We start from the raw sequence: 26,846 nt of genomic DNA, 5'->3' as shown, positions 1-26,846 counted from the left end.
GGTGCGCCGGTCAGCAGGCGTCCAGTTCCTTCAGGTAGGCGGCGCGGGTCTCCTCGTCGAGGAAGGACGCCAGGAAGGAGTTGCGGGCGAGCGTCCGCAGCGTCGCGTCGTCCAGGCCGAGGGCGTCCCGCACGGCGGTGAAGTTGTCGTCGGCGTACCCGCCGAAGTAGGCCGGGTCGTCGGAGTTGACGGTGACGAGCAGCCCGGCGTCCAGCATGGCGGGCAGCGGGTGGTCGGCGAGGTCGTCGACCACCCGGAGCCGGACGTTGGACAGCGGGCAGACGGTGAGCGGGATCCGGTCCGCCACCAGGCGGGCGACCAGGCGCTCGTCCTCCATGCAGCGCACCCCGTGGTCGACCCGGTCCACGCCCAGGAGGTCCAGCGCCTCCCACACGTATGCCGCCGGGCCCTCCTCGCCCGCGTGGGCCACGCACTTGAGGCCGGCCTCCCGGGCCAGCGCGAAGACCTCCTGGAACTTCGACGGCGGGTGGCCGACCTCGGCCGAGTCCAGGCCGACGGCAGTGATCCGGTCCAGGTAGGGGCGGGCCGCCTCGAAGGTCGCCAGGGCCGACTCGGCGCTCTCGTCGCGCAGGAAGCACATGATCAGCCGGGTGGTGATGCCGTACGCCTCCGGGGCGGCGTCCAGGGCCCGGGCCAGGCCGCGGATGACCGTGCCGAGGGGGACGCCGCGGGAGGTGTGCGCCTGCGGGTCGAAGAAGATCTCGGCGTGCCGTACACCCTGCTCCTTGGCGCGCGCCAGGTAGGCGTGCGCGAGGTCGGCGAAGTCGTCCTCGGTGCGCAGCACCTCCATCAGCGCGTAGTAGAGGTTCAGGAAGGACTGGAGGTCGCTGAAGGAGTAGGCGCGGCGGAGCTCGTCCTCGGTGGCGTAGGGCAGCGTGACGCCGTTGCGTTCGGCGAGCGTGAAGGCCAGGCCGGGCTCCAGGGTGCCCTCGATGTGGAGGTGCAGTTCGGCCTTGGGGAGGGGGCGGTGGGCGGGGGCGCTCGCGGGGGTGGAGGGCACGGGGTCACACCTGTTCTGCTGTGCTGCCGGACGGGGTTCCTGCTCGGGCCGTGCGAAGCGACGTGCGCCTCACTGGACGAGTCGCCCGTACGGGACGAGTCGTCCAGGTTATCCGGGGGACCTGCGGGCGGCGCGGCCGGTCCACTCTCCGCAGGCGATCGGCGTGCCGGCGGCCCGCAGGCGGGTGGCGAGGGGTTCGGCCGCCAGGTAGACCCAGGCCCGGACGGTCCTGCCGTCCGGGCAGACCGCCTCGGTGGCCACCCGCTCGTAGAGGTTGCCGGCGCCCGCCGGGGAACCCGGGGTGTAGCCCTCCAGCCGGTCCAGCGCGGCGCGGACGGCGTCGTACTCGGCGTCGCGGGGGCGGACCAGCACGCCGTGCACCACCGCGTCGGCGGGCCCGGCGGTGGCGTACGGGTATCCGGGGCCCTCGTAGAGCAGCGCGCCGGCGATCCGGGCCGGTTCCTCGGTGGCGGTCCGGCCGCGCAGGGTGCGGGCGTGGTTGGCCTCGCCCGGGCGCAGCGTTCCGTAGACGAAGAACGGCAGGCGCTCGGCCTCGGTGGCCATCGCGGGCCCTCCACGGGTGGTGTGGGTGTGGTGTCGCCGACGTGGACGTCGGCGCGGGCGGTGTCGTCGACCGGGGTGTCGTCGGAGGCGGTGCGTCCCGCTGTGGCGGCATGTCCCGCTGTGACGTTGTCCACGGCGCTCCCCCACTGCAACCATGCCAGCCCGCGCCACGTCGGAGCTTGCGACATCGATCACGTGAACGGTTTCCGGCGCGCCGGGCGACGGGCACCAGGGGAACGGGGGCACGACATGCGGGGGCTGTGGGCGCGTCTCGGGTGGATACGGCGCGTGCGGCTGCCGCGGAGCCGGCGCGGGCAGCGGCGGGCGTTCCAGGTGCTCGTGGCGCTGACGGTGCTCGCGCTGCTGCCGGCGACCTGGCTGAACGCCACCGCCGGCCCGCGCGTCCGCACGGTCGCCGATGTGCCGGCCGCCCCGGTGGCGGTGGTGTTCGGCGCGGGCCTGTGGAACGGCGAACCGTCGCCGTACCTGGCCCATCGGCTGGACGCCGCCATCCGGCTCTACCAGGGCGGCCGGGTGCGCGCCGTCCTGGTCACCGGCGACAACAGCCGCCATGACTACGACGAGCCGGACGCGATGCGCGGCTATCTGGTGCGGCACGGCGTCCCGGCCCACAAGATCGTCAGCGACTACGCGGGCTTCGACACCTGGGACTCCTGCACGCGCGCCCATCGGATCTTCGGGGTGGACCGGGCGGTGCTGGTCAGCCAGGGATTCCACATCCGGCGGGCGCTGGCGCTGTGCACGGCGGCCGGGATCGACGCGTACGGCGTGGGGGTCGCCGCCGACCACGACGTGACCTGGGCGTACGGCGGGATGCGGGAGATCTTCGCGGCGGGCAAGGCGACCGCGGAGGCGGTGCTGCGGCCCGATCCGCACTTCCTCGGCCCCAAGGAGAAGGGCCTGACGGCGGCGCTCCGTTAGGGCGTCGCCACCCGGCCCTCCTCAGTGGCGGGGGGGAGGCCGCTATCCGCTCGTCCCGCTCGCCCCTTCCTGCTGGGCCTGGGTGGCGCGGTCGTAGAGGTCGAGGATCTCCTTCCCGAAGTACGGGCTGTAGGAGGTCCGGTCGCTGTGCGGGCCGCTGGGGCCGCCGCCGTTGACGCCGCCGATGACGCCGATGACCTGGCCGGTGTGGGTTTGCGGGTCGATGTTGGTCAGCCAGGGGCCGCCCGAGGTGCCGCCGTAGAACCCGTTGCACTCCATGCGGAGTTGGCGGGTGCCCGCCAGGCGCGCGGTGGTGGCGGAGCAGCGCACGGCCCGGTCCTGCGGGTCGCTGTGGACGCTGGGGTAGCCGATGACGCTCACCTGGTTGCGGTAACCGGGCGTCGCGGTCAGGACGTTGCCACCGGTGACGTCCTCGATGCGCCGGCCGGAGTCGTCCGGGGCGACGGTGGCGAAGGCGAAGTCGAGGTCGGCACCGCTGCCGCTGGTGCCGCGGTCGGCGTAGGCGAAGCTGTCCTCGATGGCCCACACCCCGTAAGGCTGGGTGTCCACCCCCGACTGGTACTGGGGGACGAACGCGGCGCGCGCTCCCGGGTTGCAGTGCCCGGCGGTGAGGAGCAGGTTGCCGCGCGGGCTGTGCACCACACTGGCGGTGCAGTGGTGCTCGCGGGCCTCCCCGTCCACGGAGAACAGCACACCGACGGACGGGAGGCCGTCGAAGTGCTCGGCGGTCGGCGCGAGTTGGTTGGACGCGGCGGGCCGCCCGGTGCCCCGCACGGGCGGGGCGGCCTCGGCCATCCGCCGCGGGGTCCAGAACGCCTTGGCGTCCTTGTTGGTCCAGGTGGCACGGGGTTGGGACTCGTGGGTGAAGGTGGACTGGGTGCCGTGGGCACCGGGATCGGTCTCGGCCGCGTGGCTCACCGGGGAGGTGGCGAGGCCGAAGGCCATGCCCAGGGCGATGGTCACCGCCCTGCTCCGCCGGCGCGTCCGGACGTCGGCCCGGTGCCGCCCGCGGGGCGGTCTCGGCGCACCGGCCGCATCCGGCCCGTCAGTTGCCCGCGGCCCGTCAGTTGTCCTCGACACGTCGGTTGCCCTCCGCGGATCGGCCGCCTTCAACTCGCCGGCCGTCCTGGACACGTCGGCCGTCCTCGACACGTCGACCGCCCTCGGCACGTCAGTTGTCCTCGGCACGTCAGCTCGTCTCCTCTGCGACCCAGGCGAGGTATCCGGCTCCACCGTGGGTGACCGGGGTCGCGATGATCTCCGGGGTCTCGTAGTCGTGCGCGTCGAGGAGGTACGCCTCCAGCGCCGCGTAGCGCGCGCTCGCCGTCTTGAACAGCACCTGCCACTCCTGGTTGGTCTCCACGGCGCCGTCCCAGCGGAACACCGAGGTCACCGGCGCGCTGATCTGGGCGCAGGCGGCGAGCCGGCCCTCGATGGCCCCGCGTGCCAGCCGCTCCGCCTTCTGCTCGCTGTCGGTGGTCGTCATCACGGTCAGGAACCGCGCCGCGGGCCCGTCCGGGGCGGATGCGGCGGAGGGTTCGTTCAACGCGGTGGGGTCGGCCACGGTTACACAGCCTTCGCGGTCGGTGTGGGGGTGGGACTGGTGGGTCGCACGATTCGGCCTCCGGCCCGTCGATCTATCAATCTTTCGATCAAGGGATCGCCTCGCATCGTACGGACCGTGGAGATCAACTAGCGCACGGCGGGCCGCCTGTTGCCGGCAAGCACCCGGACGTCCCATTGCGTCCCGGATCCACCGACACCGCCATGGAACGTCCCGGTTGCGCCGTGCGGGGCACAGAGAACGATGGGAGGGGAAGCCCGGCCGTCGGTACAGGCGCGAAAGCCGGCCGGTCCGCATCCGAAAGGCGAGCGCGATGGTGAACCTCGAAACCCTCGTCCGCGACCAGCTCGACGACGCCAGGGCCTCCGCACACGGGCGCAGCGCCCATCTGTTCGTCCACGACGGGCCGCTGCGGCAGACCGTGATCGCGCTGCTCGCGGGCAACTCGCTGGACGAGCACAACACGCCGCCGGCGGCGAGCCTTCAGATCCTGCGCGGCCGGGTCCGGCTGACCGGCCAGGGCGGCGGCCAGGAGCTGATCGCCGGCGATGTCACGGCGATCCCGCACGCGCGACACGGCCTGCAGGCGATCGAGGACTCCGTGGTGCTGCTGACCGCCGTCACGGAGGTGCGCGAGCAGGCACAGGGCGTCACGGTGGGCACGGCGGTCCGCACCTGACAGCGACAGCGACCTCCACGACGACCTACAGGACGTTCTCCGCGACGTTCTCCACAGCAAGATTTTGACCCTTCACGTTTTTCCGAATGTTCCGTACCATCGATTCATGAGCAGCCCGAAGCGACCCGTCCCACCGAACCGACCGGACCCGCCGAACCGGCCGGATCCACCGAGCAGGCCCGATCCACCGAACCGGCCGGATCCGCCAAGTCCGCAGCAGCCACCTAGTCCGCAGCATCGGCACGGGCCGCCGGCGCCCCGCGCCCGGCGCGCCGTGCAGTTGACCGGAGCCAGGGAGACCCTGCTCGCGACGCTCTACGGCCGCGCCCTCGACTGCCGCACGCCGCGGCCGATCCTCGGGGACCGGTTGGCCGTGGACGCAGTGCGGCAGCTCGACTACGACTTCGGGAAACTGCGGGTGGGGCCCGGCGCCGCGGCCGCAGTCGCCCTCCGCGCCCGGCAGTTGGACCGCTGGACGGCCCGCTTCCTCACCGAACACCCGGACGCGACGGTGCTGCACCTCGGCTGCGGCCTCGACACCCGGGTCCAGCGCCTCACCCCCGGCCCCGGGGTGCGGTGGTTCGACGTCGACTTCCCCGAGGTCATCGACCTCAGGGCGCAGCTCTTCACCGCGCCGCCGGGATACACCGCCGTTCCCTCGTCCGTCACCGACCCGGCCTGGGTGGCCGACGTCCCCGCGGACCGACCCGCCCTCGTCGTGGCCGAGGGACTGCTGATGTACCTCACCGAGCGGGACGGCACCGCGCTGCTCCGCCGGCTGATGGCGCACGCACCCGGCGGCGGGCTGGCGTTCGACTTCCTCAGCCGCTTCGCGGTCCGCGCGGCGCGCCTCAACACCGTCATCGCCCGGACCGGAGCGACGCTCCACTGGGGCGGCGGCCCCGCGGACATCGCCCGGCTGCGCCCCGGGCTGGAGATCGTCGAGACCTTCAGCTCCCTGGAAATACCGGACATCGCCGGGATCCCCGCGCGCTATCGGACCGTGGCCCGGCTCGCGGCCCTCATACCCGGCGTGCGGGAGATGTCCCGGCTCTACAACTGCCGCTTCTGAACGCCTCGTTGCCCTGCGCCTCGGGCTGCGGGCCGCCGAGCCGGCTGCGGGCCTCCGCGCCCTCTCAGGCGGCGAGCCACTGGTCGTAGGCCAGCTTGCACAGGAGGACGATGACGACGAGGACGAGCACCCCGCGGACGAAGCCGGTGCCCCGCTTGAGGGCCATCCTGGCGCCGACCATGCCGCCGACGAGGTTGAAGAGGCCGAGCAACGCCCCCAGTTGCCACAGGATCGTGCCCTGGAGGGCGAACATCGTCAGGGCACCGATGTTGGTACAGACGTTGACGACCTTGGCGGTGGCGGACGAGGTGACCAGGTCCATGTGGAGCACCGCGGCGAGCGCGATGACGAGGAAGGCGCCGGTACCGGGGCCGATCAGGCCGTCGTAGAAGCCGATGCCCAGCCCCGCGACGAGGATCGCCGCCAGCACACGGCGCCGGGAGACCGGGCCCGACGGCGCAACGGCGGCCCCGAAGGTCGGGCGGACGAGGACGAAGACGAGCACGCCGAGCAGGACGGCCATGATCAGCGGTCGCAGCACCTGGCTGTTGATCCCGGCCGCGAAGAACGCTCCGCCCAACGAACCGGCCATCGCCGCGACACCGATGCGCAGTGCGGTGCCGATGTCGATCGGCGCCTTGCGGACATAGGTGATGGCGGCCGCGGTGGTGCCGACCACGGCGGTCGATTTGTTGGTGCCGAGGACGAACACGGTCGGCACCTGCGGAAGGCCCACCAGGAGAGCCGGGAGCAACAACAGCCCGCCGCCGCCCACCACCGCGTCGATCCATCCCGCGGCGAGAGCGGCCAGAGCGAGCAGGGCGAGTGTGAACAGCGATATGTCAGTGGGCACCAGGTGATCTTATGAAGGAGTCCCGGTGTCCGTCGGCGTGCTGTCTATGCTCCGGTGCATGGATACGCAGCCGAGCCCCGACGTCCCCACGGGCCCCGAGGCGCCCATGAGCTCCGAGCCGCACGGGGAGCCCGCAGCGGCCGAGAGGGCCCGGGCGGCCTTCTCCCTCGGGGGGACGCTGACCGTGGGGCGGTTGGGGTTCGGGACCGGCGGTCTGGTCGGCCCCGGGTACTGGGGGCCGCGGCACGACGACCCGGAGCGGTCGCTTGCGGTGCTGCGACGAGCCGTGGACCGCGGCGTGACGCTGATCGACACCGCCGACAACTACGGCCCGGACGTGGCCGAGGAGTTGGTGGCCCGCGCCCTGCATCCGTATCCGGCCGGGCTGGTGATCGCGACGAAGGGCGGAGTCGTCCGCACCGGCCCGAACATCTGGCACCTCGCCGGCCGCCCCGAACAGCTGCGCGCCATGTGCGAGGCGAGCCTGCGGCGGCTCAGGACGGACACCATCGACCTCTACCAGCTGCACCGGCTGGACCCCGACGTCCCGATGGCGGACCAGCTGGGCGCCCTGCTGGAGCTCCAACAGGCCGGAAAGATCCGCCACATCGGCCTGGACAGCATCAGCGCAGCCGAGCTGACCCGGGCCCGGGAGCTGGCCCCGATCGCCTCCGTGCAGAACCGCTACAACCTGCTGGACCGCGCCTCCGAGGACGTACTGCGGCTCTGCGAGCGGACCGGGACGGCGTTCCTGCCGTGGTTCCCGCTGGGCAACGGCACACTGACCGGCGGGAACCCCGGCCACCCCGCCACCGACACCCTGGCCTCGATCGCCGCGGCACACGGCGCGACGACCGGCCAGATCGCCCTGGCCTGGCTCCTCCACCACTCCCCCGCCCTGCTCCCGACCCCCGGCACCAGCTCCCCCGCCCACCTCGACGAGAACCTGTCGGCGGCCCGGATCACCCTCACGGCGCACCAGTTGGCACAACTGGACGCGCTGGGCGACGCATCGAATGCATAAGGCGAACAGGATGAAGCCGACTTAACGGGACACCGGGGCAAGGGCGGGCGCCTTACGGTGGACGAGTCCTCCGAGCAACCGGACACCATGCCCGTACGCCCGCACACACCGCACCCACCAGGAGAGACCGACCGTGTCGCAGGAAAACCCGACCCCGCCGAGCACCCCCGAGGAAGCAGTCGCCATCGTCCGGAGCCGCTATGCGGAACCCAAGCTCGCGGACGGCTCCCCGGCGCCGCTGCACGTCCACGAGTTCGACGCCGGCTACCTGGTGTACCCCTCGTACCCCGCGACCGCCGACGCGTCGGGGCAGCCGCAGCCCGCGCCGCCCGGCGGCTCGAAGGTCATCGTCGTGAAGGACACCGGCGAGACGGTCACCGTGCCCAACCTGCCCACCGAATCGGCCATCGCCCTCTTCCGCAGGCAGCGCGAGGCACAGGCGTAGCGGGCCCCGCGGCGACGGTCTCGATTTCGGCGTCGGCGTCAGGTCGGCCGTTCCGCCGGGGCGAGGGCCCGTAGGCGGGCACCGCGGCTCTTGGCGACGCGGCGGACCTCCGTCAGGGACTCGGTCAACTCCACGGTGAGGAGGTGGAGCTCGCCGGAGGTCCAGCTGCGGGCATCGAGCAGCCGCCGGGCGTCCGCGATCAGCCCGCCGGCGAGGACGAGTTGGGCCTCCTCGATGTCGTCGGCCATACGGGACACGCGGCCGGTCCCGTCGCCGACGACGAAGCAGGGCTTGCCGTCGGGGCTCGTCCACGGCAGAAGCCGCGGGACGGCGTCGGTCATGTCGTCAACCTCCAGGGGGTCGGTGGCCACGCCCCGGGCCGACGCACATCGGTTACGGGGTTTCGCTCGTGGCGAGATGAGTACCGGGTGTAGTCAATTGGTCACCCTGGCAACGCAACCGGCAATAGAATTGGTGTGGTTGAAGGGCAGAGTTCAATGTTGCGACCTGCCGTGATGCCGACGTGCGCCCACATGACGAGAGGTCATAGCGTTGGACGAGACGACCGCACCTGAACACTTGAATCCACTCCAGCGCTTCGGCCGTGACATCAAACAGGTCCGCCTGGCGCGCAAGCTCACGCAGAAGCATCTGGCCAAGGCGACGGGCTACACCGACGGCTACGTCAGCAAGGTCGAGTCGGGGACGTTGCTGCCCAGGCCGAGTCAAAGGTTCGCCGAGGGATGCGACAACGCGTTCGGGACCGGCGAGTTGTTCGCGGGGCTGCTGCGGAGGATCGACGAGGGGGACCACCCGTCGTGGTTCGTGCCGTACCTGAATCTGGAGCGCAAGGCGTCGCGGATCCTGAACTATGAGACCAACCTCGTGGCAGGAATGGTCCAGACGGACGACTACGCTCGGGCCGTCTTCCGCGCATCCAACCCCCTGGCAACGGCGGAGGGGATCGAAGACAAGGTTGCGGCGCGACTACGGCGGCGTGAGATGTTCGAGCAGAAAGCTCCACCGCGCCTGTGGGTCATCCTCCATGAAGCCTGCATGCGAACCGTCGTCGGCGGTGCAGAGGTGATGGCCGGGCAGCTTGACCACCTGCTGAAGGTAGCCGCGTCACCACATGTCGAGATCCAGGTCATGCCGTTCTCAGCCGGCATCCCCGCCACGTCGACAATGCCCTTCACTGTGTTGCGTTTCATGCACGCCCCCACGGTGCTCTACACGGAGACACGGGTAGGAGGCAGGATGCATGAATCCGAACAAATGGTCGGCGCCGCCCTGGATGACTACGACCTGCTCAGGGCGCATGCGTTGTCCCCAGATGAATCACTACCCCTGATCAAGACCTTGCTGAAGGAGTACCGCGCATGAGTCCCGCCTTGGACCTCACCAGAGTGCAGTGGATCAAGTCGTCCTACAGCGAAGGAAACGGAGGGATGTGCCTCGAATTCTCCCCCGCCCACACCACCACCCACGGCATAGTCCCCCTCCGCGACAGCAAACTCCCCCGCGGCCCCGTGATCACCGTCCCCGTGGCGGGGTGGTCCTCCTTCATCTCGGCGGTCAAGAATGGGGAGTTCGCCGTCTGAGGAGGAGCACCCGTGGATCTGCGTGACGATGCCCGTGCCCTGTCCGACGAGTTGGTCCGGCTGCGGCGGGCGCTGCACCGGATCCCGGAGACCGGGCTCGATCTGCCCCGGACGCAGGAGGCGGTGCTGGCCGAGTTGGACGGGCTGCCGCTGGAGGTGAGCACGGGCGCGGGGCTGAGTTCGGTGACGGCGGTGCTGCGGGGTGCCGGGTCCGGGCCCGTGGTGCTGTTGCGCGGTGACATGGACGCGCTGCCGGTCGCCGAGCGCACCGGTCTGGACTTCGCCGCGGACAACGGGCGGATGCACGCCTGCGGCCACGATCTGCACACCAGCATGCTCACGGGGGCGGCGAAGCTGCTGTCCGCGCACCGGGACCGGCTCGCGGGCGATGTGGTGTTCATGTTCCAGCCCGGCGAGGAGGGCTTCGACGGCGCCCGGCACATGCTCGCGGAAGGGCTGCTGGAGGCGGCCGGGCGGCGGCCGGTGGCCGCGTACGCGCTGCACGTGCTGTCGGCGGGGCAGGACCGCGGGGTGTTCGGGGCGCGCGGCGGGCCGATGATGTCGGCGTCCAATGTGCTGCGGGTGACGGTGCGCGGGGCGGGCGGGCACGGCTCGATGCCGCACCGCGCCAAGGACCCGGTGCAGGCGGGCTGCGCGATGGTGACGGCGTTGCAGGCGTGGATCACGCGGTCGTTCGACGTCTTCGACCCGGTGATCCTGTCGGTGGGCACGTTCCACGCGGGCACGCAGCAGAACGTGATCCCGGAGACCGCGGTCTTCGAGGCGACGGTGCGGAGTTTCTCGGCCGCGGCCCAGGCCCGGGTCAAGGACGGCACGGTGGAGGTGTGCCGGGGCGTCGCGGCGGCCCACGAGGTGGCGGTGGACGCGGAGTTCGTGGAGACGTATCCGGTGACCGTGAACGACGCGGCGGAGGCGGAGTTCGCGGCGCACACGGTCCGTGAGGCGCTGGGCGAGGAGCGGTTCGCGCCGCGGCCGAATCCGCTGCCGGCGTCGGAGGACTTCTCGCGGGTGCTGAACGAGGTGCCGGGTGCGCTGATGATGCTGGGGGCGCCGCCGGTCGGGGCGGATCCGGAGCGGAGCGCCAACAACCACTCGCCGCTGGCCGAGTTCGACGACGCGGTGCTGGCGGACGGGGCCGCGGTGTACGCGGAGTTGGCGGTGCGGAGGTTGACGAAGGGGTAGCGAAGGCATCCCCGCGGGCGGGTGAAGTGCCGGTAATTGTCGGCTTATTCAGCGTGTTTTCCTGCCGGCTGCACGACCTGGAGAGCAACTCGACAATGTGCGCTGCCTGCTGGCGTACGCCATACTCGTGCGGCATGGACAACGGTGTGTGGGACGTGTTGCTTCCACTCTTCTTTTTTCTGTTCATCGCCGGGTTCTTCGGCCTTGTCGGCTGGATCTGGTGGCACGGACACAAGAGGGACGATCGGAGCGACAAACAGCTTCAGGAACTCATCCGCTTCGCGGAGCAGCGGGGGTGGAGCTATACCGCCTCCGTGCCGGGAGGAGCGGACCGTTACGCCGGCGGGCCGCCGTTTCCGCTCGAAAGCTTCAATATCCCCCTGACGGACTGCATAACCGGCGAGTTCCGGGGGCGTACCTTCTCGTGCTTCGAGTACCACGCACGCGAGATGAATACGGACGGTGCGGACACCTACCGGCACTGGGCGGTGTTCGCGGTGACCATGCCGATGTCCGGTCCCCGCCTGATCGTCACGGGCCAGGGCAAGGTGGCCAAGTTCAACGCGCGCCTGAATGCCCGGGTGTTCGGCGGTGGTGAGGTGCTGAAGCTGGGTGATTCCGCTTTCGACGAGGCGTTTCTGGTCACCGCCCACGACGAGCGGTATGCGCGGCAGGTGCTGACCGGCGAGGTGGCACAGCTGCTCACCTCCGATCCGCGCGCCCAGAAGGCCCCTCTGCGGTTCGACGGGAACGAGCTGATCTCCTGGTATTGGGGGCGACTGCGTCCGGAGCAGATCGACGCGAAGCTGAACTATCTGTGCGACCTGCTCGACCGCCAACAGGCACGGGCCTGACGTCCCACGGCCCGGATGGTGCCGGTCCATGGGTGAGCCCCTCGCGATGACGGAATCGCGAGGGGCTCACCCATGAGCACCGGGGCGCCGAGGCGCATAGGGCTCAATCCGCGGACGGGTCCGCGGGACGCAGCGAGCGGACGAAATCCTTGAAGTCCTCCACGACCAGATCGAGCTGGGTCGGCTTGGCCGTCAGTGCGAGCTCGATCACCGCGCGTCGGGTCGGGTCGTGCACGTCCTGCATGAGCAAGTAGACCTGGCTCTGGACGAGTTCCAGGAGCCGTCCGTGCAGCGAGGTGGAAATGCGCAGCGTCTGGGCCAGCGCGGGCGCTTCCGGATTTCCCACCTCTTTGCGCTCGGCGACGCGCACCGTCGCCGCCTCGCCCAGCCGCTGGACCGACGCGTCGGCCATCGACACCAGATCCGTTTCCTCGTGCAGCTTTCCGGCGATCGTGATATTCGCGGTGAATCCGTCCCGCGACTCGGGGTGGAGCGCGATGAAAGCCACTCCGGGGGCACCCACCTCATCGGGGGGCGCCGGCTGCCAGCCCTCCGGCAGTGAAAACTCGATCTTCACCGGCAGCGTGGTCGCCATGGTGGTTCAACTCCCTAGTGTGCGGAATTCGAGGCTAGTGTCATCCGAAGGGGTTGAGCGATTTCAACCCGTCACCGACCGCGTCGATGCCGTCACCGACCGCGTCCGCGACATCGCCGACGGTCTCCACGACCTTGTGCGGGTCGATCTCGATCTGTGCGCCGACCTTGCCACCGACGCCGAGTCCGACGCCCACCGAGCCGCCGATGACGAACTTGCCGTCCTTCATGCCGGCGTCCAGCTTGGCCTCGGCTCCGGCGCCGGCCCACGCCTCGCCGGTGATACCGGCCCCGATGCCGCCGACGTCGGCGTGCCCGCTGGCGGTCGCCTTGGCGCCCGCGAACGCCTCGGCGCCCAGGTGTGCGCCGTCCTTGCCCACGGAGGCGGTGGCTTTCCCCTCCACACCGGCGAACGCGGAGGCGTCGCCCTTGGCCTCGAAGGCGCCGTACTCGACGCCGCCCTCCGCCGATGCCTTGGCGAGATAGGCCGAACCGCTCACTCCGGCCTGGAGTTTGCCGTCGGTGACGGACGCCCCTATCGAGCCCTCGGCGCCGAGGAGTGTGAGGCCGGCCTTTCCGGAAGCCTTGCCGCCGCCGGCGAGTTGCGTCTCCCCCTTGGCCTCGGCGTTCCACACACTGGCTTCGCCCTTCCGCTCCCAGAGTTTGGCCTCGTAGGAGCGGGGTTTCTTGGCGCCGGGGTCCTCTTCGGGGCCCGTTTCACCGAATTTCCTGTTCTTCGCCTTCTTCCAGCGCTCGCCTTCCTTCTTCTCGGTCAGCGGGCTGGATTCGTAGAGCTTCTTGAGCTCGGCGGTGGTCTTGCCGGATTCCTTCTGCTGTTCGGCGGTCTTTCCCGCTCGGACCAGCCAGTCCGGCGCGTCGGAGGCGCCGCCGGCCAGCTCCTCCAGCTTCTTCGCCGCCGACTCGCCTTCCTCCCGCACCAACTGACGGGCGTTCTGCAAAGTCGTCCGGGCCTGGGCCTCGTTGCCGCCGTCCCACAGCTCGACGGCCTCCGCCGCCTGCTGCTGCGCCCCGCTCAGCGCCGAGGCGTATCTGCTGACCGCCGAGGCCGCGTCGGACATCGCGTCGGACGCGTAGAGCCAGTTCTTCTTCTCGCCGGAGAAGTTCTCCCAGAACTCGTCGCTGGCCTTCCCGGACCAGCCGGGGACGCGGACGGCGCCCAGCCTGCCCCCGACGTCCTCGAAGGTGCCGGAGTGCTTCCGCAGCGCCCCCGCGACCCCTTCCAGGACCCCCGCGTTCCCAGGGATGAGTTCCTTGGGGTCTTTGGTGTCACCAAGCTCCGCTGCCATGTCTCTTCCCCCCGGTCCTACCGGCCCGCGCCGTACGGATGCATGCGCCCGTTCACATAGGCGTCCGTCTGCTCGTAGTTGTGCGCGAACGTCTTGAGCTTCCCCGCCGCGTCGTCCGAGCGGTCACCGAGGACCAGATAGGCCACGTCCCAGGTGTCGCAGAACTTTTCGAACTTGCCGTCGAGGATCACGTCCTCCTGTTCGGAGGATCCAAAATCCTCGTTCAGCGCCCCGAATTCGATGCCTTTGGCCGGCTCCAGACATTTCAGAATGTCCGATGCGCCACCCCTGAGCTCTTCCGGATCGGCCTGAAAGCCGTCGCCATTGATGCTCATGCCTGTGCCACTGCCCCCTGAACGCGCGTTAAGAGCGCGTAAGTTGAAACTCCGTCGGCGGACTTTATCAGCATCTGTTGAGTCGTCAGAACGCGTGGGGCGATTCGACCTCTCCGCCCGCAACTCGCCGCATAAATCCCGGCATTTATGCAGGTGAACCCATCCGACTTCATCGATTGCGCAACAGAAAGACAGTGAAAAGGCGACGCAAAGCAGACGCAAAGGGGATTTCACGACCGAGGCTGCGGGCGCGCGAGCAGGCGGGCGACCCCGCGGCACGGACGGTGCGGACGGTGCGGACCGCACGGAGCCGCGTGCGCCGGGCTCTTAGAAGGTTCTTAAGCCGCCCCACTATCTACAGGGACATGACATCGAAGCTCACACGAGTAATCGCCGCCTCGTTGGCGCTGACGGCCGCGTCCGTCGGGCTCTCCGGGTGCGGGACGGCCGAGGCGGGGACCCTCGACGGCGGCCGGCTGACGCTCCCGGTCGCCGGCGGGACCGCCACCGTCGACACCGCCACGCTGGCGGTCAGCGCACGGGCCGGGGACGGCACACCGCTGGTGCTGTCGGAGGCGGCCGGGAGCGGCCTGGGCGCGCCCGGTCCGGTGACGCGTACCGCCGACGGGGCGAGCTGGACGTATCCGGCCAAGGGCCTGACGGTGACGGCGCGTTCGGACCGGGGACGGCTGCGGATCGGGATCCGGGCGGACCGGGACCAGTCGGTGAGCTGGCCGGTGACCGGGACCGACCGGGCGGCGTCGTCCGTGCAGCTGCCGCGCGGGGAGGGGCTGGACATCCCGGTGCGGGACGCGTTCTGGAACTCCGGGCCGGGCGGGCTGGCCGGGAGCACGGTGGACGTGGGGGCGGATCTGTCGCTGCCGCTGTGGGGGTATGCGATGGGCGGCGGCGGGAGCGGCCCGAAGGGCGGCACCGCGCGGCACGGGGTGAGCTATCTGACGCCCACGGACATCGGGACGTCGTTGGCGTTCGCCACGAAGGGCGGAGCGCTGCGGGCGACGGCCGCGCACGACTTCAACGGCGGGGACCGGACGCGGGACTACGAGGTGTCGTTCGCGCTGACGGACGGCGATCCGGTCGCGCCGGCGGCCGACTACCGGTCGTACCTCGCGCAGCACGGGCAGTTGAGCAGCCTGCGGGCGAAGATCGCGAAGAACCCGGAGACCGGGAAGCTGCTCGGGGCGTTCCACGCCTATCTGTGGGGCGAGGCGCGGACCGCGGCCGGGGTCGAGAAGCTGAAGAAGCTGGGCGTGGACCGGATGTGGCTCGGCTACGACTCGGGGCCGGACCCGATGAAGGCCGATGCCGTCCGGGCCGCGAAGAAGGCGGGGTACCTCGTCGGGCCGTACGACACGTTCGCCAACGGGCAGGATCCGAAGACGGCGGACAGCCCCACCTCGGCGTGGCCGGGGAAGGTCTACCCGGACTTCTGCGTGCGGAAGGCGGACGGGACGCCGCAGACCGGGTTCGGCAACCGGGGCTGCTACCTGAGCTCGCGGGCGTTCGAGAAGGCCGAGCCGGGCAAGCACTACCTCGCGGACCGCACCCGGGCGATGACCTCCAACGGGGCGAACAGCTACTTCCTGGACGTGGACGCGACCGGTGAGGTGTTCCGCGACCACGGCGCGGGCCACCAGATGACCAAGGCGGGGGACCGGGAGAACCGGCTCGCCCGGATGCGGCGGATCGCCGAGCGCTTCGTCCTGGGATCGGAGTCGGCGCAGCCGTGGGCGAACTCGGCGCTCGCCTTCGACCACGGCTCGGGCACGCCGGTCGCCGACGGGCTGTGGAAGCTGGAGCGGGACAAGGAGAAGTGGGGCGGCTACTTCCCGCAGAACGCCCCGAAGAACGCCTTCCAGCCGGTGTCGCTGCCGGCGGACCTGGCCACCGCGATGTACGACCCGAAGTACCGGGTGCCGCTGTACGAGACGGCGCTGCACGAGTCGCTGGTCAACGTGGAGCGGTGGGAGCTGTCCTACGACAAGCTGCCGGACCAGAAGACCACCCGGGCGCTGCTGGCGATGCTGTACAACACCCCGCTGAACTTCGCGCTCAACGGGCCGTCGCTGGAGAAGGACGGCAGGGAACTCGCCGCGCTGCAACGGTACTTCGCGCCGCTGCACCGCGCCGCCGGAACCGAGCGGATGACGTCGTTCCGGTGGCTGACCGAGGACCGGAGCGTGCAGCGGACGGTGTTCGGGGACGGGGTGCTGACCGTCACCGCGAACTTCGGCAGCACGGCGCACGACGGACTGCCGGGCGGCTGTGTGGACGCCCGACTGCGGGGGGAGACGCAGCCGCGGCGGCTGTGCCCGGCGCACGTCAACAACTGAAACAGCTGAAACAGCTGAAACAGCAACAACTGAAACAGCAACAGCTGATCTCCGCACGGAGGTCAGGGGGCGGCGGTCCGGTGGTCAGGACGGCCGGCGGGCCGCCTCCAGGTAGCGCAGGACGGCCAGGACGCGGCGGTGGCCGGCGTCCGAGGGCGGCAGGTCGAGCTTGCCGAAGAGGTTGGCGATGTGCTTCTCGACGGCCCGCTCGGTGACGGTCAGCGCGCCGGCGATGGAGCGGTTGGTGCGGCCCTGGGCCATCAGGGCCAGCACCTCCCGCTCGCGCGGGGTCAGGACGTCCAGGGCGGTGGCGCGGCGGACCGCGCCGAACAGCTGGGTGACCACGTCCGGGTCGAGGGCGGTGCCGCCGGCGGCCACCCGGTGCAGCGCGTCGACGAACTCGGCGATGTCCACCACCCGTTCCTTGAGGAGGTAGCCGACGCCCGCGAAGCCGGCGCCGGAACCGAACAGCCGGTCCGCGTAGGCGGTCTCCACGTACTGGGAGAAGATCAGCACCCCGGTGCCGGGGTGCCGCTGCCGCAGGGTGACGGCGGCGCGCAGGCCCTCGTCGCGGTGGCCGGGCGGCAGCCGGATGTCGATCACGGCGACGTCCGGCCGGTGCTCGTCCACGGCCGCGAGCAGCGCCTCGGCGTCGGCGACCGCGGCCACCACCCGCACCTCGCGCAGCTCCAGCAGCTGGACCAGGCCCTCGCGCAGGATCGCGGAGTCCTCGGCGATGACGACACGCATGGTTCCTGCCTGTGGGGAGGGGGCGGGGCGAGCGGTCACCCGGCCGGGTGGGCCTCGTACGCGGTCGGGTACGGGAGGTGGACCACCGCCACGGTAGGCCCTCCGGGCGGGCTGTCGCAGGTCAGGGTGCCGTCCACGGTGCGGATCCGGCCGAGCAGGCCGGTCAGGCCGCTGCCCGCGCCGATCACCGCGCCGCCGCGCCCGTCGTCCCGCACGGAGAGCCGCAGGGCGCGGTCGTCGCCGCGCACCTCGACGGCGGCTTCGGCGGCGCCGCTGTGCTTGACGGCGTTGGCGAGGAGTTCGGCGGCGCAGAAGTAGGCGAGGGACTCCAGGGCGGGGCTGGGGCGGTGGGAGATCCGGGCGCGCAGGGCGACCGGGAGCGGGGCGTCGGCGGCGAGGGTGGCCAGGGCGGTCTCCAGGCCCTCGTCGAGCGCGGGCGGGTGGATGCCACGGACCAGGTGGCGCAGGTCGGCGATGGCCCGGGTGGCGTTGTCCTGGGCGTGGGTCACGGTCGCCAGCAGACGGTCCCGGTCGGCGTCCCGGGTGAGGAGTTCGCGGATCAGGGTGAGTTGCATGCCCAGGCCGACCAGGCGGGCCTGGGTGCCGTCGTGCAGATCGCGTTCGATCCGGCGGAGGGTGGCGGCGGCGTCCTCGACGGCGTGCGCCCGGGTCTCCTCCAGGGTGCGGATCCGGGCGTCGGCGGCGCTCGGGCCGAGCAGGGCGCGCAGCAGCAGCCGGTGCGGGGCGCCGGCCCACCGCACCAGCCGCGGCGCGAGCAGCACCAGCAGCGCGCCGGCCGCGACCACGGCCGTCCAGCGCGGCCAGCTGTCGAACTCGACGCCGTGGATCAGCAGCCCCACGTGGCGGACGGTGCCGTCCCGGTCGTGGACGGTGAAGTAGTTCCAGTGGCGCAGCACGGGATGGGCCAGTGCCAGCACGCCGTAGACGTAGCCGAGGGTGACGGCGAGCAGCGGCGGGAGGGCGGTGAACGGGGCGAGCAGTGCGGCGGCCACCGCCCGCCAGCCGGCCGGGTCGCCGAGCAGCGCCCGCCGCCAGCCGAAGACGCCGGGCGCGCTGCGCCGCCCGGCCGCCTCCACCGGCTCCCCCGACAGGCGCCCCGCCAGGGCCCGTTGGAGGTCGCCGAGGGCCAGTGCGCCGCGTACCGTCAAGGCCAGCAGCCAGGGGCCGAGCGCCGTCCAGGACAGCACCGCGCCGACGCCCAGCCCGACCAGCACCAGGACGGCGCCCGGCAGCGCGAGCACCGGTGCGACCAGGGCGTGCAGCAGGGCGGCGAGGGCCCGGGGCGCGAAGGGGGCGGCCAGCGCGGCGCGGGCCCGGCGGACCGGGCGGGTGGCGGTCCGGGCCGCCGTGGCGGGCGGGGCGGGCGGGGCTGCCGTGGTGCGGGTGGGGCGGGGCATGCCCCCAGCATTCCCTCACAGTGCGGCCGGCGGGTCGCTGAGGGCCGCGTTCCGCCGGGGAAACGCGGGCGATGCGGGCGGGTAACAGCGGCGACGCAGGCTGTCGGGCATGACGCTGACGGGCATACCGCTCCCGGGCACCGCGCCCCGGGACACCACGCGCACCGGTCCCGCGCCGGCGCCCCCGGCGGCGCGGGTCGTGGTGGTCGGCGGCGGGATGGCCGCCGCCCGGCTCGTCCACCAACTGGCCGCGGCGGCGGACGGGGCGGGGTCGCCGGCTTCCGCCCGCCCGGCCCGCCGTCCGCTCCGGGTGACCGTCCTCGCCGAGGAGCCGCACCCGCCGTACAACCGGGTGCTGCTCGCCGAGGTCCTCGCCGGCCGCTATCCGACGCCGGTGATCGCACTGCCGGCGCCGGCCGCCGGGGTGGCCTGGCACGGCGGCGCCCGGGTGGTGCACATCGACCGGGCCGCGCGGCGGGTGCGGTGCGCGGACGGGCGGGAGTTCGGCTACGACACGCTGGTGCTGGCGACCGGCGCCAATCCGGTGCTGCCGCCGCTGCGCGGCCTGTTCACGCCGGACCGCCGGCTCCCCGAGGGCGTGCACGCGTTCCGCACGATGGACGACTGCCTGGGCCTGTCCCGGGCGGTGCGGCCGGGCGTGCGGGCGGTCGTCATCGGCGGCGGGCTGCTCGGGGTCTCCGCGGCCCGTGCGCTCGCCGCACGCGGCGCGCAGGTGGTACTCGCCCAGCAGGCCGAGCGGCTCATGGAGCGCCAGCTCGACCCGAACGCCTCCCGGCTGGTGCTGCGGCACCTGGCGGACCTCGGCGTGGAGGTGCACACCGAGTGCCGGGTGCGGGACGTGCGGGCGGTCGGCGGCGCGGTCCGCTCGGTGGAACTGGCCGACGGGTACGCCCTCGACGCCGACCTGGTGGTGCTCGCCTGCGGCGTGCGACCGCGCACCGGACCGGCGGCGCAGGCGGGACTCGCCGTGGACAAGGGCGTCCTCGTCGACGACGCGCTGCGCACCTCGGACCCGCACATCCACGCCATCGGCGACTGCGCCCAGCACGACGGCACCGTCTACGGCCTCGCCGCCCCGGCCCTCGAACAGGCCGACGCCCTCGCCGGGTTCCTCGCGGGCGACGACGGCGCCCGCTACACCGGCACCCGTTCCCTGACCCGGCTGACCCTCACCGGCCCCGGGTCGCCCTTCGACCTCGCCGCGTTCGGCGAGACCGAGGCCCGCCCCGGCGACGACGTCGTGCAACTCGCCGACGCCACCCGGGGCACCTACCGCAAGGTCGTCGTCCGCGACGACCGCCTGGTCGGCGGGGTCCTCGTCGGCGAACTCGGCACCGTCGGCGCGCTCGCCCGCGCCTGGGAGGGAGCAGAGCCGCTCCCCGACGACGGCCCCCTGCTCCATCTGCTCACCCACGACGGAGGCTCCTGATGTCCACGACCGCACCTGTCGGGGAGCGGCCCCGCCCCACGATCGTGCTCGTCGGCCACGGCATGGTCGGACAGCGTTTCCTGGAGGCGCTCGCCGAGCGCGGCCTGACCGCCACGCACCGCGTGGTCGTCCTGTGCGAGGAGCCGCGCCCGGCCTACGACCGGGTCCAGCTCACCTCGTACTTCGCGGGCCGGACGCCCGAGGAACTCTCGCTGACCGACCGGGAGTTCCTCGCCGAGCACGGCATCGAGCTGTACGTCGGCGACGCGGCGGAGACGATCGACCGTGCGGCACGGACGGTCACGGCCGCGTCCGGCCGGGTCTTCGCGTACGACGCCCTGGTGCTCGCCACCGGCTCCTACCCCTTCGTGCCGCCGGTCCCCCACAAGGACGCCGAGGGCTGCTTCGTCTACCGCACGATCGAGGACCTGCTCGCGATCGAGGCGTACGCGAAGTCGCGGGCGACGACGGGTGCGGTGGTCGGCGGCGGCCTGCTCGGCCTGGAGGCCGCGGGCGCCCTGAAGGGCCTCGGGCTGCGCGCCCACATCGTGGAGTTCGCGCCCCGGCTGATGCCCGTGCAGGTCGACGACGGAGGCGGCGCCGCGCTGCTGCGCACCATCGAGGAGATGGGCCTGACCGTGCATACCGGCGTGGGCACGCAGGAGATCGTGATCGGCGCGGACGGCGCGGTCAGCGGGATGAAGCTCTCCGACGGCTCCGAACTCGCCACCGACATGGTGGTGTTCAGCGCCGGCGTGCGCCCCCGCGACCAGCTGGCCCGCGACTGCGGCCTGGCGGTCGGCGAGCGCGGCGGCATCACCGTCGACGAGCGGTGCCGCACGGTCACCGACCCGCACGTGTTCGCGATCGGCGAGTGCGCGCTGGCGGCGGACGGCCGGGTTTACGGCCTGGTGGCCCCCGGCTACGAGCAGGCGCAGACCGCCGCGGCCGCCCTCGCCGCCGACGGGACGGAGCGGTTGGCCTTCACCGGCGCCGACCTGTCCACCAAGCTGAAGCTGCTCGGCGTCGACGTCGCGTCCTTCGGCGACGCGCACGGCGCCACCGAGGACTGCCTGGACGTCGTCTACTCCGACTCCCGCGCCGGCCTGTACAAGAAACTGGTCGTCGGCCGCGACGGCACGCTGCTCGGCGGCATCCTGGTCGGCGACGCGGAGGCGTACGGCACGCTGCGGGCGCTGACGGGGTCGGTGCCCCCGGTCTCCGCCGAGTCCCTCGTCCTGCCCGCCGGCGCGGACCCGGGGGCCCAGCTCGGCCCCTCCGCCCTCCCGGACGACGCGACCGTCTGCTCCTGCCACAACGTCAGCAAGGGCACCATCCGGGGCGCGGTCACCGAGCACCGGTGCACCACCGTGCCCGAGGTGAAGAAGTGCACCAAGGCCGGTACCGGCTGCGGCAGTTGCGTGAAGGTGCTCGGCCAGCTGGTCACCGCGGAGCTGGAGGCGTCCGGCGTCGAGGTCGACAAGGGCCTGTGCGGCTGCTTCACGCAGACCCGCGAGGAGCTGTATGAGATCGTCCTCGCCCTGCGCGTCACCTCGTACCGGGAGCTGCTGGACGGCCACGGCCGCGAGGGCGCCCGGGGCGGTGACGGCTGCGAGGTGTGCAAGCCGGCCGTCGGCTCGATCATCGCCTCCCTCGCCCCGACGATCGGCGCGAGCGGCTACGTCCTGGACGGCGAGCAGGCAGCCCTCCAGGACACCAACGACCACTTCCTCGCCAACCTCCAGAAGAACGGCTCGTACTCGGTCGTGCCGCGCATCCCCGGCGGGGAGATCGCACCCGAGAAGCTGATCGTGATCGGCGAGATCGCCCGGGACTTCGGCCTCTACACGAAGATCACCGGCGGCCAGCGGATCGACATGTTCGGCGCCCGTGTCGAACAACTCCCGGTGATCTGGGCGCGGTTGGTGGCGGCGGGCTTCGAGTCCGGGCACGCGTACGGCAAGTCGCTGCGCACGGTGAAGTCCTGCGTGGGCCGGACCTGGTGCCGCTACGGCGTGCAGGACTCGGTCCGTATGGCGATCGACCTGGAGCTGCGCTACCGGGGGCTGCGGTCCCCGCACAAGCTCAAGTCCGCCGTCTCCGGCTGTGCCCGCGAGTGCGCGGAGGCCCAGTCCAAGGACTTCGGCGTCATCGCCACGTCCAACGGCTGGAACCTCTACGTCGGCGGCAACGGCGGCGCGACCCCGCGCCACGCGGACCTGCTCGCCCAGGACCTCTCCGACGCCGAGCTGATCCGCCTGATCGACCGCTTCCTGATGTTCTACATCCGCACCGCGGACCGGCTGGAGCGCACCTCGACCTGGCTGGAGCGGATCCCGGGCGGCCTGGACCACGTGCGGGACGTGGTGGTGCACGACGCGCTCGGCATCTGCGCGGAGTTGGAGGAGCTGATGGCGGCCCACGTCGCGCACTACCGGGACGAGTGGGCCGAGACCCTCGACGACCCCGAGAAGCTCGCCCGCTTCGTGTCCTTCGTGAACGCCCCGGACACCCCCGACCCGGTCGTCGCGTTCGTCCCCGAGCGCGACCAGATGAAGCCGGACCTGCCGCTGCTCGCCATCGGCCGCCGTCCTCTGGAAGACGCACTGGAAGGAAGCACCCCGCGATGACCACGGCACCCGAGACCACCGACCTCCAGGTCCAGCTCCGGCTGGCGGAGGGCTGGTTCACGGTCTGCGACCTGCACCGGCTGGCCCCCGGCCGCGGGGTCGCCGCCCTACTGCCGGACGGCCGCCAGGTGGCGCTGTTCCGGGACCGGGAGGACCGCCTGTACGGCATCGACAACCGCGACCCGTTCACCGGCGCCCCGGTCCTCGCCCGGGGGCTGACCGGCACCGCCGACGGCCGCCCGTTCGTGGCGTCGCCGCTGCTCAAGCAGCGGTTCGACCTGGAGACCGGGGGCTGCCTGGACGATCCGTCGGTGTCCGTCCCGGCCTACCGGGTGCGCCAGCGGGCGGCGTGAGGCGGGCGTACGCTGGATCTCCCCTACCGAGGAGTACGACGTGACCCGGTGGAACACCAGCCACATCCCCGATCAGACCGGCCGCGCGGTCGTCGTCACCGGCGCCAACAGCGGCCTGGGCTACGTCACCGCCCGTGAGTTGGCGCGGCGCGGCGCCCGCGTGGTGCTGGCCTGCCGCAGCGCCGAGCGGGGCGGGGCCGCGCTGGCCCGGCTGCGGTCCGAAGTCCCGGCCGCCGAGGCGGAGTTCCGACCGCTGGACCTGGCCGACCTGGCGTCGGTGCGGCAGTTCGCCGACGACCTGGACGACTTCTGCGGCGACCGGCTCGACCTGCTGATCAACAACGCGGGCGTGATGGCGCTGCCGCAGCGCACCACCGCGGACGGCTTCGAGATGCAGTTCGGCACCAACCACCTGGGGCACTTCGCGCTCACCGGGATGCTGCTGCCCAAGCTCCTGGCGACGCCCGGCGCGCGGATCGTGACGGTCTCCAGCATGCTGCACGCCCTGGCCAACGTGGACCTCGACGACCTCAACAGCACCCGCTCCTACCACCGCTGGATCGCCTACGGCCGGTCCAAGAGCGCCAATCTGCTCTTCACCCACGAGCTGACCCGGCGGCTGGCCGCGGCCGGCTCGCAGATCGTCGCCTCCGCCGCGCACCCCGGCTACGCGCACACCAACCTCCAGACCGCGGGCGTGCGGATGGAGGGCCGCCGGTCCGTCGAGCGCGTGGTGGAGCTGGGCAACCGCCTGATCGCCCAGTCCGCGGACGGCGGGGCGCTGGGCACGCTGTGCGCGGCCACCGCCCCGCACATGCGGCCGGACGCCTTCATCGGCCCGCGCAACGGGCTCCGCGGCGCCCCGGCCCGCTCCTTCCGCGCCCCCTGGACGCTGAAGGACGACACCGCCGCGCGCCTGTGGACGGCCTCGGAGGAGCTCACCAAGGTCACGTACGACTTCACCGTCCCGGGGGCGTGAGACCGGGCGCGGCGGGCGCTCCCGCGGCATGCGCGGGGCGCCCGCGGGCCTGGTGGGGCGCGTGTTCCCGGGGGCGCCGTCAAAATCGCGTGAAGATCGCCCCACCGCCCGCCAAGGGCGCGCCAAGGCCGCTCGCCGTCCGCCGCGACGGCCCCCACGCTGGGCTGGTCCCACCCAGTGCCGCACGGAGGTACGACGAACCATGTCGACGGTGTCGCAGCCCGCAAACCGGCCCGAGCAGCCGCCCCCGGCGACCGACCCCGGCGCCGCCCCGGGCGCGGCCGCCGGTCCCGCCCCCGCCCGTGACCGGCACCGCCTGACCGCCCTCCAGGGCCTGGCCGCCCTCTCCCTCGACGCGATGGCCTCCGTCGCGTACGGGCCGGAGTCGATCGTGCTGGTGCTGGCCGCGGCCGGCGCCTACGGCCTGGGGTTCACCCTCCCCGTCACGCTCGCCATCGCCGCGCTGCTGGCCGTCCTGGTGGCGTCCTACCGCCAGGTCATCGCCGCCTTCCCCAACGGCGGCGGCTCCTACGCGGTGGCCAAGACCCACCTCGGGAGCCGCTCGGCCCTGGTCGCCGCGGCCTCCCTGGTCCTGGACTACATCCTCAACGTCGCGGTGTCGGTGACCGCCGGTGTCGCCGCCCTCACCTCCGCCTTCCCCGGGCTCTATGCCGACCGGGTGTGGATCTGCCTGGCCGTGCTGGTCCTGGTGACCGCGATCAACCTGCGCGGGATCGCCGACTCGGCGCGGGCGTTCCTGCTGCCCACCGCCGTCTTCGTCGCCTCGATCATGGCGATGATCGTGGTCGGGCTGTTCCGCGACGCACCGGCGTCCACCGTCACCGCCGCCGGGCACGCCTCCGTCCTCGGCCAGAACGCCACCTCCGTCGGCGCGCTGCTGCTCCTGAAGGCGTTCGCGTCCGGCTGCTCGGCGCTGACCGGCGTGGAGGCGGTCGCCAACGCCGTCCCGTCCTTCCGCGCCCCCGCCACCCGGCGCGCCCAGCGCACCGAGGTCGCGCTCGGCGCCCTGCTCGGCGTCATGCTGATCGGCCTGTCGCTGCTCATCGGCCGCTTCCACCTCCAGCCGGTCGAGGGCGTCACCGTCCTCGCCCAGCTGGCGGACGCCTCGCTCGGCCACAACTGGGCCTTCTACGTCGTCCAGTTCGCCACCATGGTGCTGCTCGCGCTGGCCGCCAACACCTCCTTCGGCGGGCTGCCGGTGCTGATGGGCCTGCTGGCCCGCGACAACTACCTGCCGCACGTCTTCGGCCTGAAGGCCGACCGCCAGGTGCACCGGCACGGCGTGCTGGCGCTGGCCGCGGTCTCCGCCGCGCTGCTGGTCTTCTCCGGCGGCGACGTCAACACCCTGGTGCCGCTGTTCGCCATCGGCGTCTTCGTCGGCTTCACGCTCTGCCAGGCCGGGATGGTCCGCCACTGGCACTTGGAGCGGTCCGCCGGCTGGCTCGGCAAGGCGCTGCTCAACGGCTTCGGCGCGGTGCTCACCGCCGCCGCCGCGGTGGTCGTCACCGCCACCAAGTTCACCGAGGGCGCCTGGCTGATCGTGGTCGCGCTGCCGCTGCTGGTGCTCGCCTTCGAGGCGGTGCACCGGGCGTACGGGCGGATCGGCGACCGGCTCGGCCTGGGCCGGGTGCCCGAGCCGCCGCGGCGCGCCCGCTCGCTCGTCGTCGTCCCGGTCTCGCACCTGTCCCGGCTGACCGGCGAGGCGCTCAACGCGGCGGTGTCGATGGGCGACGAGGTGATCGCCGTGACCGTCACCTACGGCACCGAGGAGCGCCCGGGCGTCGAGGCGCTGCGCCGCGACTGGGAACTGTGGAACCCGGGCGTGGACCTGCTGGAACTGCCCTCCCCCACCCGTTCCCTGGGCCGCCCGATCGCCTCCTACGTCCGGGACCTGACGGACCGTCGGCCGGACGCCCGGGTCACCGTGCTGATCCCCGAGGCCGAGCCCGCCCACCTGTGGCAGCGGGTGCTCCAGAACCAGCGCGGCGCGGTGGTCGCGCACGCGATCCGGCGCGATACGGATGCGGTGATCTGCCGGCTTCGGTTCCGGCTGGCGCCGACGCGGCCCTGAGGGCCGCGGTGGCCCCCACGTTGTCGGCCGGTCCCGCCGTAGGCGGGCCTTCCCCACGTTGTCGGCCGTCCCGCCGTGGTGGGGGTTCCGCCTTCGGCGGGGGTTTGTGGGGCGGGGCGCCTGTTGTTCGGTGGGTGCCGGGTGTGGGGCTCTTGGGGTCATCAGGTTCGTGGTACCCAGCCCGTCTTGGCGACTACTTCGGCGGCGATGTCCGGTACGGAACGGCCGTCGGTCGCCACCCGTAGCGTGTCGGCCCCCACGCGGCTGTCCAGCATCCGGGCCTTGCGGGCGCTGCTCGCCAACTCCTGGGCCAGTTCGGAGCCACGCTCCCGGCCGGTGAGCCGCTCGGTGGCGGTGGCGTCGGTGGCGGTGAGCAGCACCCGCACGATCCGCACGCCGGACCCCAGGGCCGTTTCGAAGATCCCGGTGCTTTCCGGCAGCACGCTGACGGTGTTGGTGTACACCAGCCGCCGGCAGCCGACCCGGGCGTAGTTCGCCCACACCGCGGCCAGGTTCCGGGTGACGATCCCGGCCCGCGTCGGATCGCCCTGCGGGGCCGGATGGACCTGCCCCATGAAGTCCCCGTCCATGACGGCGTGCCCGACCTCCGCGGCCCGCAACAGGGCCGAGACCTCCCACCCCACCGTCGTCTTGCCGACCCCGGCCCGCCCACCGATCAGCAACACCTCGGCCGCCCCGTCACCGTTCGCCGTCACGTACTGCCCTCCCTGTCGATTCACC

27 protein-coding genes are annotated in these 26,846 nt (G+C 72.3%); 15 read left to right on the top strand and 12 right to left on the bottom strand.

The window, feature by feature from the left end:
* Window positions 1-10 precede the first annotated feature (10 nt).
* The gene (locus tag MOV08_RS28050) at window positions 11-1,021 is read right to left on the bottom strand and encodes an adenosine deaminase (protein WP_052286905.1); all 1,011 of its coding nucleotides are present in this window, start codon (window positions 1,019-1,021) and stop codon (window positions 11-13) included.
* 108 nt (window positions 1,022-1,129) lie between these two features.
* Entirely contained in the window at window positions 1,130-1,585 is a 456-nt protein-coding gene (locus MOV08_RS28045) for a gamma-glutamylcyclotransferase family protein (protein ID WP_275309358.1), read from the bottom strand.
* A 249-nt stretch (window positions 1,586-1,834) separates the two neighbouring features.
* Between MOV08_RS28045 and MOV08_RS28040 the strand changes: the two genes are divergently transcribed.
* The gene (locus MOV08_RS28040) at window positions 1,835-2,527 is read left to right on the top strand and encodes a SanA/YdcF family protein (protein ID WP_275309357.1); all 693 of its coding nucleotides are present in this window, start codon (window positions 1,835-1,837) and stop codon (window positions 2,525-2,527) included.
* A gap of 42 nt (window positions 2,528-2,569) precedes the next feature.
* On the opposite strand, the gene MOV08_RS28035 is transcribed toward MOV08_RS28040, so the two are convergent.
* Both MOV08_RS28035 and cutA read right to left on the bottom strand, forming a co-directional pair.
* Window positions 2,570-3,511, bottom strand: a complete 942-nt coding sequence (locus tag MOV08_RS28035) for a trypsin-like serine peptidase (protein ID WP_107080341.1) — start codon at window positions 3,509-3,511, stop codon at window positions 2,570-2,572.
* Between the two features lie 226 nt (window positions 3,512-3,737).
* The gene (gene cutA / locus MOV08_RS28030) at window positions 3,738-4,112 is read right to left on the bottom strand and encodes a divalent-cation tolerance protein CutA (protein WP_203232580.1); all 375 of its coding nucleotides are present in this window, start codon (window positions 4,110-4,112) and stop codon (window positions 3,738-3,740) included.
* 313 nt (window positions 4,113-4,425) lie between these two features.
* Between cutA and MOV08_RS28025 the strand changes: the two genes are divergently transcribed.
* Entirely contained in the window at window positions 4,426-4,791 is a 366-nt protein-coding gene (locus MOV08_RS28025) for a cupin domain-containing protein (RefSeq protein WP_039636643.1), read from the top strand.
* Between the two features lie 274 nt (window positions 4,792-5,065).
* Window positions 5,066-5,863, top strand: a complete 798-nt coding sequence (locus MOV08_RS28020) for a class I SAM-dependent methyltransferase (RefSeq protein ID WP_275309356.1) — start codon at window positions 5,066-5,068, stop codon at window positions 5,861-5,863.
* A gap of 64 nt (window positions 5,864-5,927) precedes the next feature.
* Here the strand turns inward: MOV08_RS28020 and MOV08_RS28015 are convergent, their stop codons facing one another.
* Window positions 5,928-6,716 carry a sulfite exporter TauE/SafE family protein gene (locus tag MOV08_RS28015; protein WP_275309354.1) on the bottom strand — a complete coding sequence of 263 codons (789 nt, stop codon included), beginning with the start codon at window positions 6,714-6,716 and terminating at the stop codon, window positions 5,928-5,930.
* 106 nt (window positions 6,717-6,822) lie between these two features.
* Between MOV08_RS28015 and MOV08_RS28010 the strand changes: the two genes are divergently transcribed.
* Together MOV08_RS28010 and MOV08_RS28005 are read left to right on the top strand one after the other, a co-directional pair.
* Window positions 6,823-7,740: an aldo/keto reductase gene (locus MOV08_RS28010; protein WP_275311916.1), complete on the top strand. Its 918-nt coding sequence runs from the start codon at window positions 6,823-6,825 to the stop codon at window positions 7,738-7,740.
* Window positions 7,741-7,873: 133 nt separating this feature from the next.
* The gene (locus MOV08_RS28005; protein ID WP_275309352.1) at window positions 7,874-8,185 is read left to right on the top strand and encodes a hypothetical protein; all 312 of its coding nucleotides are present in this window, start codon (window positions 7,874-7,876) and stop codon (window positions 8,183-8,185) included.
* Window positions 8,186-8,223: 38 nt separating this feature from the next.
* Here the strand turns inward: MOV08_RS28005 and MOV08_RS28000 are convergent, their stop codons facing one another.
* Window positions 8,224-8,526, bottom strand: a complete 303-nt coding sequence (locus MOV08_RS28000; RefSeq protein WP_039636633.1) for a hypothetical protein — start codon at window positions 8,524-8,526, stop codon at window positions 8,224-8,226.
* A gap of 211 nt (window positions 8,527-8,737) precedes the next feature.
* Here MOV08_RS28000 and MOV08_RS27995 point away from each other — a divergent pair, with 211 nt between their 5' ends.
* From MOV08_RS27995 to MOV08_RS27980, 4 genes are all read left to right on the top strand, one after another.
* Window positions 8,738-9,568 (top strand): helix-turn-helix domain-containing protein, encoded by an 831-nt coding sequence (locus tag MOV08_RS27995; RefSeq protein ID WP_275309350.1) that lies wholly within the window; start codon window positions 8,738-8,740, stop codon window positions 9,566-9,568.
* Complete coding sequence (locus tag MOV08_RS27990; protein WP_275309348.1) at window positions 9,565-9,786, top strand: DUF397 domain-containing protein; 222 nt, start codon at window positions 9,565-9,567, stop codon at window positions 9,784-9,786. Before MOV08_RS27995 ends, MOV08_RS27990 begins: the two co-directional genes overlap by 4 nt.
* 12 nt (window positions 9,787-9,798) lie before the next feature.
* Window positions 9,799-10,989 carry a M20 metallopeptidase family protein gene (locus MOV08_RS27985; protein ID WP_275309346.1) on the top strand — a complete coding sequence of 397 codons (1,191 nt, stop codon included), beginning with the start codon at window positions 9,799-9,801 and terminating at the stop codon, window positions 10,987-10,989.
* Between the two features lie 134 nt (window positions 10,990-11,123).
* On the top strand, window positions 11,124-11,843 hold the full coding sequence (locus tag MOV08_RS27980) for a hypothetical protein (RefSeq protein WP_275309344.1): 720 nt from the start codon (window positions 11,124-11,126) through the stop codon (window positions 11,841-11,843).
* A gap of 103 nt (window positions 11,844-11,946) precedes the next feature.
* Here the strand turns inward: MOV08_RS27980 and MOV08_RS27975 are convergent, their stop codons facing one another.
* Genes MOV08_RS27975 through MOV08_RS27965 form a run of 3 tightly spaced genes read right to left on the bottom strand, consistent with a single transcriptional unit; the run spans window position 11,947 to window position 14,079 of the window.
* Window positions 11,947-12,438, bottom strand: a complete 492-nt coding sequence (locus MOV08_RS27975) for a hypothetical protein (protein ID WP_275309342.1) — start codon at window positions 12,436-12,438, stop codon at window positions 11,947-11,949.
* Between the two features lie 40 nt (window positions 12,439-12,478).
* A complete protein-coding gene (locus MOV08_RS27970) occupies window positions 12,479-13,744 on the bottom strand; it encodes a putative T7SS-secreted protein (protein WP_052286903.1) in 1,266 nt (421 codons plus the stop codon).
* A gap of 17 nt (window positions 13,745-13,761) precedes the next feature.
* On the bottom strand, window positions 13,762-14,079 hold the full coding sequence (locus tag MOV08_RS27965; protein WP_275309341.1) for a hypothetical protein: 318 nt from the start codon (window positions 14,077-14,079) through the stop codon (window positions 13,762-13,764).
* 365 nt (window positions 14,080-14,444) lie between these two features.
* Here MOV08_RS27965 and MOV08_RS27960 point away from each other — a divergent pair, with 365 nt between their 5' ends.
* Window positions 14,445-16,433, top strand: a complete 1,989-nt coding sequence (locus MOV08_RS27960; RefSeq protein ID WP_275309339.1) for a glycoside hydrolase — start codon at window positions 14,445-14,447, stop codon at window positions 16,431-16,433.
* Between the two features lie 84 nt (window positions 16,434-16,517).
* Here MOV08_RS27960 and MOV08_RS27955 read toward each other — a convergent pair whose 3' ends face one another.
* Together MOV08_RS27955 and MOV08_RS27950 are read right to left on the bottom strand one after the other, a co-directional pair.
* Window positions 16,518-17,183, bottom strand: coding sequence for a response regulator (locus MOV08_RS27955; protein WP_275309338.1), 666 nt, complete (start codon window positions 17,181-17,183; stop codon window positions 16,518-16,520).
* A 35-nt stretch (window positions 17,184-17,218) separates the two neighbouring features.
* A complete protein-coding gene (locus MOV08_RS27950) occupies window positions 17,219-18,601 on the bottom strand; it encodes a sensor histidine kinase (RefSeq protein WP_275309336.1) in 1,383 nt (460 codons plus the stop codon).
* A 109-nt stretch (window positions 18,602-18,710) separates the two neighbouring features.
* On the opposite strand from MOV08_RS27950, the gene MOV08_RS27945 reads away from it, so the two are divergent.
* The 5 genes from MOV08_RS27945 (at window position 18,711) to MOV08_RS27925 (ending at window position 26,105) form a co-directional block, all read left to right on the top strand.
* Window positions 18,711-20,051, top strand: a complete 1,341-nt coding sequence (locus MOV08_RS27945) for an NAD(P)/FAD-dependent oxidoreductase (protein WP_275309335.1) — start codon at window positions 18,711-18,713, stop codon at window positions 20,049-20,051.
* The gene (gene nirB / locus MOV08_RS27940) at window positions 20,051-22,681 is read left to right on the top strand and encodes a nitrite reductase large subunit NirB (RefSeq protein WP_275309333.1); all 2,631 of its coding nucleotides are present in this window, start codon (window positions 20,051-20,053) and stop codon (window positions 22,679-22,681) included. Before MOV08_RS27945 ends, nirB begins: the two co-directional genes overlap by 1 nt.
* Window positions 22,678-23,034, top strand: a complete 357-nt coding sequence (gene nirD, locus MOV08_RS27935; protein ID WP_275309332.1) for a nitrite reductase small subunit NirD — start codon at window positions 22,678-22,680, stop codon at window positions 23,032-23,034. Before nirB ends, nirD begins: the two co-directional genes overlap by 4 nt.
* A 40-nt stretch (window positions 23,035-23,074) precedes the next feature.
* Entirely contained in the window at window positions 23,075-24,013 is a 939-nt protein-coding gene (locus MOV08_RS27930) for an oxidoreductase (RefSeq protein ID WP_275309330.1), read from the top strand.
* Window positions 24,014-24,215: 202 nt separating this feature from the next.
* Window positions 24,216-26,105, top strand: a complete 1,890-nt coding sequence (locus tag MOV08_RS27925) for an APC family permease (protein WP_275309329.1) — start codon at window positions 24,216-24,218, stop codon at window positions 26,103-26,105.
* Window positions 26,106-26,266: 161 nt separating this feature from the next.
* Here the strand turns inward: MOV08_RS27925 and MOV08_RS27920 are convergent, their stop codons facing one another.
* Window positions 26,267-26,821, bottom strand: coding sequence for a DEAD/DEAH box helicase family protein (locus MOV08_RS27920; protein ID WP_275309327.1), 555 nt, complete (start codon window positions 26,819-26,821; stop codon window positions 26,267-26,269).
* Between the last annotated feature and the right edge of the window lie 25 nt (window positions 26,822-26,846).

The organism is Streptomyces yunnanensis, from assembly GCF_029011865.1.
Lineage (GTDB): Bacteria > Actinomycetota > Actinomycetes > Streptomycetales > Streptomycetaceae > Streptomyces > Streptomyces yunnanensis.
Note: the sequence above shows the minus strand (reverse complement) of the source record. Positions and strands in the feature narration are given on the sequence as shown.

Bases quoted from the DNA above. Each gene is read 5' to 3' on its own strand.
- MOV08_RS27955 (WP_275309338.1), bottom strand. From the start codon at position 17,183: ATGCGTGTCGTCATCGCCGAGGACTCCGCGATCCTGCGCGAGGGCCTG.
- MOV08_RS27945 (WP_275309335.1), top strand. From the start codon at position 18,711: ATGACGCTGACGGGCATACCGCTCCCGGGCACCGCGCCCCGGGACACC.
- nirD (WP_275309332.1), top strand. From the start codon at position 22,678: ATGACCACGGCACCCGAGACCACCGACCTCCAGGTCCAGCTCCGGCTG.
- MOV08_RS27950 (WP_275309336.1), bottom strand. From the start codon at position 18,601: ATGCCCCGCCCCACCCGCACCACGGCAGCCCCGCCCGCCCCGCCCGCC.
- MOV08_RS28045 (WP_275309358.1), bottom strand. From the start codon at position 1,585: ATGGCCACCGAGGCCGAGCGCCTGCCGTTCTTCGTCTACGGAACGCTG.
- MOV08_RS27990 (WP_275309348.1), top strand. From the start codon at position 9,565: ATGAGTCCCGCCTTGGACCTCACCAGAGTGCAGTGGATCAAGTCGTCC.
- MOV08_RS28040 (WP_275309357.1), top strand. From the start codon at position 1,835: ATGCGGGGGCTGTGGGCGCGTCTCGGGTGGATACGGCGCGTGCGGCTG.
- MOV08_RS27980 (WP_275309344.1), top strand. From the start codon at position 11,124: ATGGACAACGGTGTGTGGGACGTGTTGCTTCCACTCTTCTTTTTTCTG.
- MOV08_RS27960 (WP_275309339.1), top strand. From the start codon at position 14,445: ATGACATCGAAGCTCACACGAGTAATCGCCGCCTCGTTGGCGCTGACG.
- MOV08_RS27975 (WP_275309342.1), bottom strand. From the start codon at position 12,438: ATGGCGACCACGCTGCCGGTGAAGATCGAGTTTTCACTGCCGGAGGGC.
- MOV08_RS28000 (WP_039636633.1), bottom strand. From the start codon at position 8,526: ATGACCGACGCCGTCCCGCGGCTTCTGCCGTGGACGAGCCCCGACGGC.
- MOV08_RS28010 (WP_275311916.1), top strand. From the start codon at position 6,823: ATGAGCTCCGAGCCGCACGGGGAGCCCGCAGCGGCCGAGAGGGCCCGG.
- MOV08_RS27970 (WP_052286903.1), bottom strand. From the start codon at position 13,744: ATGGCAGCGGAGCTTGGTGACACCAAAGACCCCAAGGAACTCATCCCT.
- MOV08_RS27965 (WP_275309341.1), bottom strand. From the start codon at position 14,079: ATGAGCATCAATGGCGACGGCTTTCAGGCCGATCCGGAAGAGCTCAGG.
- MOV08_RS28025 (WP_039636643.1), top strand. From the start codon at position 4,426: ATGGTGAACCTCGAAACCCTCGTCCGCGACCAGCTCGACGACGCCAGG.
- MOV08_RS27925 (WP_275309329.1), top strand. From the start codon at position 24,216: ATGTCGACGGTGTCGCAGCCCGCAAACCGGCCCGAGCAGCCGCCCCCG.
- nirB (WP_275309333.1), top strand. From the start codon at position 20,051: ATGTCCACGACCGCACCTGTCGGGGAGCGGCCCCGCCCCACGATCGTG.